A 12593-nucleotide genomic window follows, 5' to 3' on the forward strand; every position below is an offset into this window, starting at 1 on the left:
TTCGAAGTCAGACACCTGGCGCTGCGCCCGCGTGGCTGTGCGCCCACCTGGCGCTGCACCCTCCTGGGCCTGTTCTGCTATTTGGCCCCGTGGGCGGCGCGCCAGCCCCGGTACGCCGCCAAGGCGGCCGGGCTGAGTTCGGCCGGGGCGATTTCGCGCCGGTGGCCGATGATCATCAGCGCGTATGGCGTGGCCAGGGCAGCCGCCTCTGCGCACAGCCGCGATTCTTCACCTTGCGACGGCAGGCGGTTGCGCCAATAATTAATGGCCTGTTCGAGCTCGGGCAGGGGAATCGGCTTGTCCATGCGGACATTGTCCCAGAACCCGGCCCGATCGTCCGGACAGGTCTTGCAAAGGGTCACTATCGCAACACGCCGATACTGCGGCCAGATGCTATACAACGGGCCGTACTGTCGATGGAGAACCATCATGAATACTCCCGTACCCGGCCAGAATGCGCGCCGTGGCCTGCACCCCCTGGTGGCGACCGCCGCGGTGTCAGTCATCCTGCTGTGCGCGGTGGCGGTGGCGGCCCTGGTGGGGTGGCTGCCCACCCCGTGGGCCGAATCCTCCGGCGAGACGCCCGTGCACGAAGCCCAGGCCCAGGCCGAACAGCAGGCTGGGCAGGCCCAGCCCCCGGCACCCGAAGCGCCGGCCAAGGTCGCCGCCGGGCCTCAAGCCGCTGCCCGGCCCGCTGCCAAACCCGCTCCCAAGCCGGCCGCCTGCGCCGATTGCGGCGTGGTCGAGACCGTCCGCCAGGTCCAGGTGCCGGCGCAGAACAATGGCTATAACGTCGTGGGCACGGTAGCCGGTGGCGTGGTGGGTGGCGTGGTCGGCCACCAGTTCGGCGGCGGCCACGGCAAAGACGCGCTGACCGTGCTGGGCGCCGTGGGCGGCGCTTTGGCAGGCCATGAAATCGAGCGTAATATCAGGCAGCAACAGACTGTGACGCACTACGAGATGATCGTGCGCATGGACAACGGCACCACCCGCAGCTTCAAGAGCTCGCAACCGTTTGCCTATGCGTCGGGCGATCACGTGCGGGTCGAAAACGGCCAAGTGCTGCCGCGCTAGGCATACGCCGCGCGTTCTTGGAGACTGAATGTCCGATCCCAACACCAACCCGTTCGTGCTGCCCGGCCTGGGGCAGGGCGGCGACCTTGCTGGCAATCCGTTGCTGGCCAGCATGGAAATGATGCGCAAGGCCTGGGCGGGCCTGGCGGGTCCGGGCGGCCTGGCGCAGACATTGCCCATGGCCGCGCCCATGAACCTCGAAGACCTCGAGCGCCGCATCGCCGACCTGCGCACGGTCGAGAACTGGCTGCGCATGAACCTGTCAATGCTGACCAGCACCATCCAGGGGCTGGAAGTACAGCGCGCCACCATTGCCACCCTGCGTTCCTTCGTGGGCGGCGCCGCCGCGGGCGGCGAAGCCTCACCCCTGGAGGAGGTCCTGGGCCTGAAGCCGGCCGCCGCGGCCGCGTCGCCCTCCGTGCCACCCGTCAGCGAACCTGCCAACGAACCCGCCCGCGAGCCGGGCAGCCCCGACGCCAGCGCCGCCGACCAGATCAACCAGGCCGCGCAATCGGCCTCGCAGGCATGGTGGAACCTGCTGCAGCAGCAATTCAACCAGCTGGCCACGGCTACTGCGGCCAGCATGCCCGACGCCGCGGCGCCAGGCGCCACGGCGTCCTCGGCGGCAAGCTCGGCCGCGCCTGCCAACGCCGCCCCGCGCAAGCGCGCACCCCGCAAAACGGCCGCCAAGCGCGCGCCGGCATCACGCAAGTCATAAACTTCCGCTTCAATCGTGCGGCGGGCATTTGCCCGTCGTCTTACGCCGCTTTCAACTCTATGCTCAATGTCGTAATTCTCGCCGCCGGACTAGGCAAACGCATGCAGTCCGATCTTCCCAAAGTGCTGCACTCCCTGGCTGGCAAGCCCATGCTCGAGCATGTGCTTGACAGCGCCAGCCAGCTCGAGCCCGGCCGTATCGTGGTCGTGGTGGGCCACGGCGCCGACCGCGTGCGCGGCGCCTACGAGGGCCGCGCCGGCCTCAGTTTCGCGCTGCAGCAGCCGCAGCAGGGCACCGGCCATGCCGTGCAGCAGGCCGTGCCCCTGCTGCAAGAAGACGGCAAGGACGACGTCACCCTGGTGCTGTACGGCGACGTGCCGCTGGTGCAGCCCGATACGCTGCGCCGGTTGCTGCAGGCGCGCGGCCAGGGCGCCGCCGTGCTCACCGAACTGCTCGACGACGCCACCGGCTATGGCCGCATCGTGCGCAACGAGCAGGGCCAGGTGCAGCGCATTGTCGAACACAAAGACGCCAGCGAGGCCGAGCGCGCCATCCGCGAAGTCAATACCGGCATCCTGGCCGCGCCCACCGGGCGGCTTAAAGACTGGCTGAGCCGTATCGACAACAACAATGCCCAGGGCGAGTACTACCTGACCGACGTGGTGGGCCTGGCCGTTGCCGATGGCGTGCCCGTTGGCGCGGCGCAGCCCTCGGCCGGCTGGGAAACCCTGGGCGTGAACAGCCGCGTGCAACAGGCCGAGCTCGAGCGCCGCTGGCAGCAGGAACAGGCGCGCCGCCAGCTCGAGGCCGGCGTCACGCTGGCCGACCCCGCGCGCTTCGACGTGCGAGGCACGCTGACCTGCGGGCGCGATGTGTTCATCGACGTGGGTTGCGTTTTCGAAGGCAAGGTCGAGCTCGCGGATGGCGTGCGCGTGGGCCCGCATTGCGTGCTGCGCGATGTATCGGTTGGCGCCGGCACCCACATCGACGCCTACAGCCATGTACAGCAGGCAACGGTGGGCCGCGACGCGCGCATCGGCCCGTATGCCCGCCTGCGGCCAGGCGCCAGCCTGGGCGACCGCACCCACGTCGGCAACTTCGTCGAAATCAAGAACAGCGTGCTGGATGCGGACAGCAAGGCCAACCACCTGGCCTACATAGGCGATGCCGACATTGGCGCACGCGTCAATGTGGGCGCGGGCACCATTACCTGCAACTACGATGGCGCCAACAAGCACCGCACCATTATCGAAGACGACGCCTTCATCGGCTCGGACACGCAACTGGTCGCGCCGGTGCGGGTCGGCCGCGGCGCCACCCTGGGCGCGGGCACCACGCTCACTCGCGATGCGCCGGCTGGCCAGCTGACCGTCTCGCGCGCGCGGCAGACCACGATCGAGGGCTGGCAGCGTCCCCAGAAGAAATCGTGAGCGCCGACCCAAAGGCCTCGTCAGCGGCTTGCGCCCGCCCGTCGCTGCCCGATGGCCTGCCCACGCCGCGCCGGTACTGGGCGGCGGCCACCGTACTTACCGGCATCAGCCTGTCGGTGCTGGACACCACCATCGCCAACGTGGCGTTGCCCACCATCGCCACCGACCTGCACGCCTTGCCGTCGCAGGCCGTGTGGATCGTCAATGCCTACAACCTGGCCGTGGTCGCGCTGCTGCTGCCCTTGTCGGCTCTGGCCGAGCGCATTGGCTTCAAGCGCATGTTCTCGTTCGGCCTGGCGCTGTTCGCGCTGGCCTCGCTGTTCGGCGCCGTGTCGCAGACCCTTTGGCAATTGACGCTGGCCCGCGTGGTGCAGGGCATAGGAGCCGCTACGCTGATGTGCATGTTCGGCGGGCTGGTGCGCAACATCTACCCGCTGCGCCTGCTGGGGCGCGGCATCAGTCTTAACGCCACCACCGTGGCGGTAATGTCGGTGGTGGGCCCGACGCTTGGCTCGGTCATTCTTGAAATTGCCCACTGGCGCTGGATTTTCGCCATCAACCTGCCCGTGTGCGCGGCGGTGATGCTGGGCCTGCGCCACCTGCCCGTGGTGCCGCGCACCAACGTCCGGCTCGACTGGCTGAGCGCGCTGCTGTGCATGGCGACGCTGGCGGTATTCATATCCGGCGTCGATACGCTGGGCCAGAACCTGGTTCGGGGCGCTGTCATGATCGTGGCGGCTATCCTGGTGGGGTGGGTGCTGGTGCGCCGCGCCAATAACCAGCCAGCGCCGCTGGTGCCCGTGGACTTGCTGCGGATCCGCTCGGTCGGTTTCGCGGTAGCGGCTTCGGCCTGTACCTTCGCGGCACAGATGGCATCGTACGTATCGCTGCCGTTCTACTTCCAGCAGGTGCTGGGCCGCTCGTACCTGGAAGTAGGCATGCTGATGGGCGCGTGGCCGGTGGGCACGGCCATCGTCGCGCCACTGGCGGGTCGCATGTCGGACCGCTACTCGGCCGCCACGCTCAGCGGCGCGGGCGCGGGCGCCATGGTGATCGGACTGGCCACGCTGGCGTTTCTGCCGCTGGATGCCACCAACACCTGGATCATGGTGGCCATGTTCATCACGGGCACGGGCTTCGGATTCTTCCAGACCCCCAACAACCGCGCCATGCTGTCGTCATCGCCGCGCCAGCGCAGCGGCGCGGCCGGCGGGCTGCAGGCCACCACGCGCGTGTTCGGCCAAAGCTTCGGCACCGCGCTGGTGGCCATTGCCTTTGGCATCAGTGGGGCCGCGGGCCCCGCTTCGGCGTTGATCCTGGCCATGCTCTGCGCGGCCGTGGCCGTAGCGGTGAACGTGGTGCGGGTGAACAAGCTGCGGCCCAGCTGACACGGCTTCAGGCGGGTCCCGGCGCCGCGTCACTCTATAATGCGGCCGTATGGATTCCTATAGGCATTGCGCATGAAAATCACGGTTATCGGCACGGGCTACGTCGGACTTGTCTCGGGCGCCTGCCTGGCCGACATGGGCAACGAAGTCTTGTGCCTGGATGTCGATGCGGCCAAGATCCAGACCCTGCAACAGGGGGGCATTCCCATCTACGAGCCGGGCCTGGACGACCTGGTCAAACGCAATGCCCAGGCCGGCCGCCTGAAGTTCACCGACGACGTCGCCGCCAGCGTGGCTTTCGGCGATGTGCAGTTCATTGCCGTGGGCACGCCGCCCGGCGAAGACGGCTCGGCCGACCTGCAGCATGTGCTGGCCGCGGCCCGCAACATCGCGCGGCACATGACCACCCGCAAGGTGGTGGTCGACAAATCCACCGTGCCCGTAGGCACGGCCGACAAAGTGCGCCAGGCCATGGCCGGCGTGCTGGCCGAGCGTGGCGTCGACGTGCCCTTCAGCGTAGCCTCGAATCCCGAGTTCCTGAAAGAAGGCGCCGCAATCAAAGACTTCATGAGCCCCGATCGCATCATCGTCGGGGCCGACGACGACTACACCGTTGACGTGATGCGGCGGCTGTATGCGCCGTTCCAGCGCACCCACGAACGCCTGATGGTCATGGATGTGCGCTCGGCAGAACTCACCAAGTATGCCGCCAACGCCATGCTGGCTACCCGCATCTCGTTCATGAACGAGATGGCCAACCTGGCCGAGGCCCTGGGCGCCGACGTCGAGCAAGTGCGGCGCGGCATCGGCGCCGACCCGCGCATCGGCTACCATTTCCTGTATCCCGGCGTGGGCTACGGCGGCTCGTGCTTTCCAAAAGATGTGCAGGCGCTGGTGCAAACTGCCGCCGAACACGGCCTGCCCATGCGCGTAGTGGCCGCCGCCGAAGCCGCCAACGACGCGCAAAAGCTGCGGCTGTCGCAGAAAATCGTGGCGCGTTTCGGCGAAGACCTGTCCGGCCGCACCTTTGCCTTGTGGGGCCTGGCCTTCAAGCCCAACACGGACGACATGCGCGAGGCGCCCAGCCTCACAGCCATTGCCGAACTCACGCGCCGCGGCGCCCTCGTGCGCGCTTACGACCCTATCGCCATGCCGCATTCCCGCCAGATCCTGGCGCACAATCCGGCGGTGGCGTTCGCCGACGACATGTACCAGGCGCTGGACGGCGCCGATGCCTTGCTGATCGCCACTGAGTGGAAAGTGTTCCGCGCGCCCGACCTGGACCGCATGCGCGCGCTGCTGAAAACACCGCTGGTCATCGACGGCCGCAACCTGTATGTGCCCGCCGAAATACGCGCGCAGGGTTTCGAATACCTAGGTATCGGACGTGCATGAATATTCTGCAGCTCAACTTTGAGAAAGGCTGGCGCGGCGGCGAGCGCCAGACGCTGTACTGCATGCGCGCGTTCCGCGCGGCGGGGCATCAGGTCGAGCTGCTGTGCCGGGCCGGTGGCCCCCTGGAAGCCCGCGCCGGCGAAGAGGGCTTCACGGCTCACGGCGTGCGCAACGTGCCGGGCCAACTGGGCTTTCTGGCCCGCGCCGGACGCAACTACGACATCATCCACGCCCAAACCGCCAACACCGTTACCTGGGCGGTGCTCACCAAAGGCCTGCATCGCCGGCCCGTGGTGTTCTCGCGCCGCACCTCGTTCGTAGTCGAGCCCAACGAAGAATGGAAAACCGGCGCCAAGTGGCGCCGCGTGGACGGCTTCGTGGCCATCAGCGAGATGGCGGCCGCCGAGCCGCGCCGGCTGGGCATCGACCCCATCATTATCCGCAGCGCCGTCGAGCCGCATGACATCGACCGCGCCAACGTCGAACGCCTGGCCGACGAACTGGGATTGCGCGGCAAAAAGGTGCTGGCCACGTCCGCCGCCCTGATTCGCGACAAAGATCCCCTGACCCTGGTTCGCGCTGTGGGCGAGCTGGCGCGCACGCGCAACGATTTCGTCTTTGTGCACTTTGGCGCCGGCGGCGACCGCGAAGCCGAGGCGCGCGCCGAAGTGCAGGCCCTGGGGCTGCAACAGGTGTACCTGTTCGCCGGTTTTCGCAAGGGCATCGAAGACTTCTACAGCATCTTCGACGTGTTCGTCATGAGCTCGCAAGAAGAAGCGCTGGGCAGCAGTGTGCTGGATGCCTTCCTGCAGCATGTTCCGGTCGTATCCACCGATGCCGGGGGCCTGAAAGAAAGCCTGGCCGATGGCCGCGGCGTCTTGTGTCCCGTGGGCGACGCGCACGCCATGGCGAAAGGCATGGCCCGCTGCCTGGACGACGCCGCATTTCGCGCCGACTGCACCCAGCGCGCCTACGATTACGTGCGCACCGAGCACGACGTCACTGAAATGGGCCGCCGCTACCTGGCCCTGTTCGACCGCCTGTTGGCAGCGCGGCGGGCCTAGCTGGCCGACACATCGATCCGCGTTTCGAACTTTGCCCGGTGCACCGAAAAGAATGTGCGCACGTTGCGCACATTGGCCTGCGCGGTGAACGCCCGGTGCGCCAGCGCATGGTAGGCCGGCATGTCGCGCACCTGCGCCACCACCAGGAAATCGGGCCCCGGCGACACGCGGTAGCACTGCAGCACGGCTGGCTCGTCCATCAACGTGCGCTCGAATGCATCCAGGCTTTCCGCCGCCTGCACATCCAGCGTGATTTCCACGATGGCCGTCAGCGTGCTGCCCAGTTTTTCAGGCGCCACGATCGCGACTTGCCGTGCAATGACGCCCGTATCCACCAGCCGCCGCACCCGCCGCAGGCAGGTTGGCGGCGAAGCATGCACCCGTGTGGCGAGCTCCTGGTTGGTGAGTGCGCAGTCGTGTTGAAGCTGGTCCAGGATGCGGCGGTCGAGTTCGTCCAGTTCGACAGGAGGGGGCGCCTGTTCTTGCATTTTTATTTCATCAACCTGATTATATTGAAATTATATTTAATCACGTTTATGTAAGAAAATCAGCTTTCATAAGTGGCTAAATAAAGAAATCAAATTTCAAGCCAGCAAGCGCACAATGCGCCGATACGTAAAATCATCGGAGAGTTCTCTATGTGCGGCATTGTTGGCGCCGTCGCTCAGCGCGACATCACCCCCGTCCTGGTCGAAGGCCTGAAGCGGCTGGAATACCGCGGCTACGACTCGTGCGGCGTGGCGCTGTATGTGGACGGGCACCTGCGCCGCACCCGCAGTACGCAGCGCGTGGCCGAATTGGGCGAGCAGATCGCGCAAGACAAGCTGGCCGGCTTCACCGGCATCGCCCACACTCGCTGGGCCACCCATGGCGTGCCCGCCACCCACAATGCCCACCCGCATTTCTCGCGCCTGGGCAAAGACGAGCCGCGCATCGCGCTGGTGCACAACGGCATCATCGAAAACCACGACGATCTGCGCGCTGAGTTGGAAGCCGCCGGCTATGTCTTTGAAAGCCAGACCGACACCGAAGTCATCGCCCATCTGGTCAACCACCTGTACAACGGCGACTTGCTCGATGCTGTGCAGCAGGCGGTGCGCCGCCTGCATGGCGCTTACGCCATCGCCGTATTCTGCCGCGACGAGCCGCATCGCGTGGTGGGCGCCCGCCAGGGCTCGCCGCTGGTTGTGGGCGTGGGCCAGAACGAGAACTTCCTGGCGTCCGACGCCCTGGCGCTGGCCGGCACCACCGACCAGATCATCTACCTGGAAGACGGTGACGTCGTCGACCTGCAGCTGTCGCGGGTGTGGATTACCGACACCGAGGGCAAACCGGTCGAGCGCAAGGTGCACTCCGTGCAGGTGCACACCGGCGCGGCCGAGCTGGGCCCGTACCGCCACTACATGCAGAAAGAAATCTTCGAGCAGCCGCGCGCCGTGGGCGATACGTTGCAAGATATCGAAACCATCACGGCCGAGCTGTTCGGCGACGGCGCCCACAAGATCTTCAAAGACATCGATTCGCTGCTCATCCTGGCCTGCGGCACCAGCTACTACGCCGGCCTCACCGCCAAGTACTGGATCGAATCCATCGCCAAGATTCCCGTGGCGGTCGAAATCGCCAGTGAATACCGCTACCGCGACAGCGTGCCCAACCCGCGCACGCTGGTGGTCACCATTTCGCAGTCCGGCGAAACGGCCGATACTTTGGCCGCGCTGAAGCACGCCCGCTCGCTCGGCATGGAGCAGACGCTGACCATCTGCAACGTGGCCACCAGCGCCATGGTGCGCGAATGCAAGCTGGCGTACATTACGCGCGCCGGCGTCGAAATTGGCGTGGCGTCCACCAAGGCCTTCACCACCCAACTGACGGCGCTGTTCCTGCTGACGCTGGCCCTGGCGCAGACGCGCGGCCACCTGACCGACGAGCAAGAGGTCGAACACCTGAAAGCGTTGCGCCACCTGCCGGTCGCCATCGGCGCGGTGCTGGCGTTGGAGCCGCAGATCATGGCCTGGGCCGACCGCTTCGCCAGCAAGGAGAATGCGCTGTTCCTGGGCCGTGGCATGCATTACCCCATTGCGCTCGAAGGCGCGCTGAAGCTGAAGGAAATCAGCTACATCCACGCCGAGGCGTATCCGGCCGGCGAACTCAAGCACGGCCCGCTGGCCCTGGTCACCGAGCACATGCCCGTGGTGACCATCGCTCCGAAAGATTCGCTGCTGGAAAAACTCAAGTCCAACATGCAAGAAGTGCGCGCGCGCGGCGGCGAGCTGTATGTGTTCGCCGATGCCGACAGCCGCATCGCCAGCGGCGACGGCATGCACGTCATCCGCATGCCCGAGCACTACGGCATGCTGTCGCCCATCCTGCACACGATTCCGTTGCAACTGTTGTCGTACCACACGGCATGCGCGCGGGGCACCGACGTGGACAAGCCGCGCAACCTGGCCAAGAGCGTGACGGTGGAGTAGGGGGCGCAGGCGTGCTTCACCTTTGAAGAGAGAGAATAAAGTCTGTCGGAGAATAATAAAGTCAGTCGTCGCTAATTGCGGCTAACTTCTCCTATTTTCTGCAAAATTACGGAAATGTCGGTTTTGCGCAGTCTTCGGTCACTAGTTACGGGTTGGCATTCTCACTCGCGTGTCGCGTTCTATAGGTTTTGGCTCAGTCCCGCAGCGACCAGTGGAAATAGGAGATCGCATTCCGGTCTCATCACGTCATGTCCTGACGCTTCAGAAAGTCTCTCGGGTCGAATTCAGAAATCGAACTTTGGGCCCGAGCTCTCTTTCGTATCAGACGGACGTAACGTTCAATTCGGTTGCGGCGAGCACTGGCACGGCCTGGAGAGGTCGCCGAATTCGCTTCGGATCGTGCGAAAGTAGCCGTTGCCGCTGCTCTAGAAGACAGGGGGTGCAATGCGCCGCCGCAGCTGTGGCCATACGCGGCGAATGCAGCAACTGCGTGGGTTGGACATGCAAGTCGTCGCGATAGCACCTTAAGCTTAGGCGACGGATCTTCGCGTGTGTCCGGACTTGGCATTCGACTACGGCGGCTTTCGACCCAAAGCTGCGGGCGTAGCTCCGTCAGCCCCTTAAGCCAGCGGCTGCTGCAGATCAACGCCTGCCAGTTCCACTATTAGTGGCCACGTTCCAAAACCGCCGCTCGTCGCCTACGACTGTTCGCTGGTAGTCCGATTCTCAGCGAACTCGATGTGGAGGATGAGAGTTCGCGCCGCTGTCGATGCATCTGGTGTCGCCGAGCATTGACGCCTAGCGGTCCGCGGTGTCGCTTTTGCGCTGCCGGTTCAATGGGTCGCGAGTCGGTAAGGGGCATGCTTCAACAGGCCATTCTTTGCTGAGGAGCATTCTGAACGCCGCAAGCAGCTCCGACGCAGGCACAGGCCAAGGACGATCTGAAGAAGCGGCTCAAAACCAAAGCAAGTGAAGGACGTTGACCCTACCATTATTTACTGGATGCGCGACACTGTCTTCACCTGTGCCTGCAGTCTTTCAGGTAATACGAAATCGCTAAGGGCACTTCTCAACCAGTGCACCTCTACGTCCCACAGCACCGCCTAAAAAATCTAGCGACAGCAAAATCGCGCACATAAACACAAGTGTGTTTATGTGCGAAAATTCAACAACAAGTGTGTATAAGGCACTTTAAAGCAACCGCCCCGTTTTTACGCGACGGACAGACCGGCAACAATGGCTCGCTGTACTTAAACCTCGGCTTCCAAGCTCCAGCAGTACCAGCCCATCAATTCAGCCGGGCGCTCGGCCTCCGGACCACCAAATCTGCGGGCCGGTTTTCCTTCTATTGTATTTTGCGGACTCGCAAACCATTTTCTAAATCTAGACAAATCAACATGCCGAACTCCAACTTGGACTATCTCCTCGAAAACTTCAATTACTCCGTGGCCCGTGCCGCGGAACAGACCGATGATCCAAGAATGCTACGCCACCTTGGCGCCGTCAAGAATGCCGCTAAGCAATTAGCAGACGCTTGCCGGCCCATGCAGCCCAGTTTGCTCACACCGCCAATCAAAATCGCCAGCGGCTCTGCCCGTCCGATCCCAACCGGCACGAAGGGTTAGCACGTTAAAATCCCACAGATTCCAGAGACGAATGGAGAAGTTCCCTCGCGCATGGGACGTTTATGGTGGACGTGGTCCATACAGTTGCAATCGGAGCCTCCAAGCATGGGAAGTGGTCGACGAGGTGCACCGGAAAAAATACTTGGCGATAGAAATTGCGACATCAGCAGTCCCTCCGATTCGAAGTAAACATGATTTCAACACCGTCTTGATGCTTGGAGTCCGCTTCTCCTCCCAAGGACGGTGCTACCATCTAAAGTTGCTAAGCATAGAGGCAACGCCATAGTGCGCATGGAGCGTCGAGATGGTTGCGCTAACATGACGCCCAGTAGAAACCAGAAAGGCTGAAAATACACCATGGAACTGGGCGCTATTCCGGCAATTCCGACCACCAGCAGGCAGGTCCGTCCCAGCCAGTCCAACCGCCACAGCAGCCAAAGCATGAACAGCGGCCAGGCGACGCCCAAGTAGAACAGCATCTCGAACCAGAAGAAATGCGGCGATCCCCAAGGCTTCAGCTCTCCACGGGTAAGCGACATTACATTTAACTGGCCTGCACCCATGCCGGCGAGCCATTGCCACCAAGGCATGTACCGGGCCTGGTTGATCATGTCCATGAGCAAGGCTTTCCGTGAATTTGTAGATTGATCACCCTCGGCCGCGACCAACTCCCATTCACCATCATTGAGAGTGATACGCGGCAAATCGCGGGTGATGGGGCCGACGGACTGCTGCCATAGCAGGCCGGCGCCGCTGAGGGCCGCCCAGGCCAGCGCCATGGCCGCCTTGCGCCGCCACGAACCCTGCATCAGGCACAGCAGGTAAGCCGCGCCCAACACCCCCATGCCCAGCAGGTCGGCGCGCCGGTTCAAGACCAGGCAGTACAGCCAGGCAATGGCGAACAGGGCGCTGGACAGACGCCGCCGGGCCAGCAGCCACAGCAGATTGGCCACCACCAGCGCGGTGGCCATATTGTTGATGTTGTCCCAAGGGCCGCCGGTCAGGGGGTAGCGCGCGCGAAAGCGCTCGGAGTGCGTCAGCAGGTCGAACCACGGCACCAGCGCCATCAGCAGCCACAAGGCTACCAGCCAGGGCAGCCAGCGCAGGTAGGCGTTGCCCTGGCGGGCCAGGTGTTCGCCCAGCAGGGCGTAAGACAGGCTGATCGCCAGGATGACCGCGTACTGCGCATAGCGGGGCTGGTTGTCGGCCCATGCCGCCTGGACGCAGACCAGCAGCATGACCGCCACGGCGGCCGGCAGGGCGCGGCTGTGCAGGAAGCTGCGCCGCGTTGGCGCATCCAGGCAGAAGGCCAGTGCGATCAGGGCCAGCCCCCAATGGAACGGCCGCAGGGGCGGCGGCAGGTAGAGCGACGACCCCAGCAGCATCAGCATGCACGCTGCGGTCAGTAGCCGCGGCGCCAGCGCGCTG

10 protein-coding genes are annotated in these 12593 nt (G+C 64.5%); 7 read left to right on the top strand and 3 right to left on the bottom strand.

The genetic code is table 11. The features are described 5' to 3' along the window. Positions 1 to 77: 77 nt before the first annotated feature. Positions 78 to 305 carry a DUF3717 domain-containing protein gene (locus tag BPET_RS00895; protein WP_041862591.1) on the bottom strand — a complete coding sequence of 76 codons (228 nt, stop codon included), beginning with the start codon at positions 303 to 305 and terminating at the stop codon, positions 78 to 80. 124 nt (positions 306 to 429) lie between these two features. On the opposite strand from BPET_RS00895, the gene BPET_RS00900 reads away from it, so the two are divergent. From BPET_RS00900 to BPET_RS00925, 6 genes are all read left to right on the top strand, one after another. After that, positions 430 to 1074: a glycine zipper 2TM domain-containing protein gene (locus tag BPET_RS00900; RefSeq protein WP_041862593.1), complete on the top strand. Its 645-nt coding sequence runs from the start codon at positions 430 to 432 to the stop codon at positions 1072 to 1074. A 28-nt stretch (positions 1075 to 1102) separates the two neighbouring features. Next, positions 1103 to 1792, top strand: a complete 690-nt coding sequence (locus BPET_RS00905; protein ID WP_012247208.1) for a PhaM family polyhydroxyalkanoate granule multifunctional regulatory protein — start codon at positions 1103 to 1105, stop codon at positions 1790 to 1792. Between the two features lie 59 nt (positions 1793 to 1851). After that, positions 1852 to 3222: a bifunctional UDP-N-acetylglucosamine diphosphorylase/glucosamine-1-phosphate N-acetyltransferase GlmU gene (gene glmU, locus BPET_RS00910; RefSeq protein ID WP_012247209.1), complete on the top strand. Its 1371-nt coding sequence runs from the start codon at positions 1852 to 1854 to the stop codon at positions 3220 to 3222. Beyond that, positions 3219 to 4610 (top strand): MFS transporter, encoded by a 1392-nt coding sequence (locus BPET_RS00915; protein WP_012247210.1) that lies wholly within the window; start codon positions 3219 to 3221, stop codon positions 4608 to 4610. The genes glmU and BPET_RS00915 overlap by 4 nt, the downstream gene beginning before the upstream one ends. A 72-nt stretch (positions 4611 to 4682) precedes the next feature. Beyond that, positions 4683 to 6005, top strand: coding sequence for a UDP-glucose dehydrogenase family protein (locus BPET_RS00920; RefSeq protein ID WP_012247211.1), 1323 nt, complete (start codon positions 4683 to 4685; stop codon positions 6003 to 6005). Continuing rightward, on the top strand, positions 6002 to 7069 hold the full coding sequence (locus tag BPET_RS00925) for a glycosyltransferase family 4 protein (RefSeq protein WP_012247212.1): 1068 nt from the start codon (positions 6002 to 6004) through the stop codon (positions 7067 to 7069). The genes BPET_RS00920 and BPET_RS00925 overlap by 4 nt, the downstream gene beginning before the upstream one ends. On the opposite strand, the gene BPET_RS00930 is transcribed toward BPET_RS00925, so the two are convergent. Next, positions 7066 to 7557, bottom strand: a complete 492-nt coding sequence (locus BPET_RS00930; RefSeq protein WP_012247213.1) for an Lrp/AsnC family transcriptional regulator — start codon at positions 7555 to 7557, stop codon at positions 7066 to 7068. The two genes, BPET_RS00925 and BPET_RS00930, sit on opposite strands and share 4 nt — an antisense overlap. A 150-nt stretch (positions 7558 to 7707) precedes the next feature. Here BPET_RS00930 and glmS point away from each other — a divergent pair, with 150 nt between their 5' ends. Further along, positions 7708 to 9540: a glutamine--fructose-6-phosphate transaminase (isomerizing) gene (gene glmS / locus BPET_RS00935; protein ID WP_012247214.1), complete on the top strand. Its 1833-nt coding sequence runs from the start codon at positions 7708 to 7710 to the stop codon at positions 9538 to 9540. 1822 nt (positions 9541 to 11362) lie between these two features. On the opposite strand, the gene BPET_RS00940 is transcribed toward glmS, so the two are convergent. Further along, entirely contained in the window at positions 11363 to 12556 is a 1194-nt protein-coding gene (locus tag BPET_RS00940; RefSeq protein ID WP_197535835.1) for a hypothetical protein, read from the bottom strand. Between the last annotated feature and the right edge of the window lie 37 nt (positions 12557 to 12593).

This window comes from Bordetella petrii, assembly GCF_000067205.1.
GTDB classification, from domain to species: Bacteria; Pseudomonadota; Gammaproteobacteria; order Burkholderiales; family Burkholderiaceae_B; genus Bordetella_A; species Bordetella_A petrii.

Excerpts from the sequence above, each read along its gene's own strand:
- BPET_RS00895 (WP_041862591.1), bottom strand. The coding sequence starts at position 305 with ATGGACAAGCCGATTCCCCTGCCCGAGCTCGAACAGGCCATTAATTAT.
- BPET_RS00900 (WP_041862593.1), top strand. The coding sequence starts at position 430 with ATGAATACTCCCGTACCCGGCCAGAATGCGCGCCGTGGCCTGCACCCC.
- BPET_RS00905 (WP_012247208.1), top strand. The coding sequence starts at position 1,103 with ATGTCCGATCCCAACACCAACCCGTTCGTGCTGCCCGGCCTGGGGCAG.
- glmU (WP_012247209.1), top strand. The coding sequence starts at position 1,852 with ATGCTCAATGTCGTAATTCTCGCCGCCGGACTAGGCAAACGCATGCAG.
- BPET_RS00920 (WP_012247211.1), top strand. The coding sequence starts at position 4,683 with ATGAAAATCACGGTTATCGGCACGGGCTACGTCGGACTTGTCTCGGGC.
- BPET_RS00925 (WP_012247212.1), top strand. The coding sequence starts at position 6,002 with ATGAATATTCTGCAGCTCAACTTTGAGAAAGGCTGGCGCGGCGGCGAG.
- BPET_RS00930 (WP_012247213.1), bottom strand. The coding sequence starts at position 7,557 with ATGCAAGAACAGGCGCCCCCTCCTGTCGAACTGGACGAACTCGACCGC.
- glmS (WP_012247214.1), top strand. The coding sequence starts at position 7,708 with ATGTGCGGCATTGTTGGCGCCGTCGCTCAGCGCGACATCACCCCCGTC.
- BPET_RS00940 (WP_197535835.1), bottom strand. The coding sequence starts at position 12,556 with ATGCTGATGCTGCTGGGGTCGTCGCTCTACCTGCCGCCGCCCCTGCGG.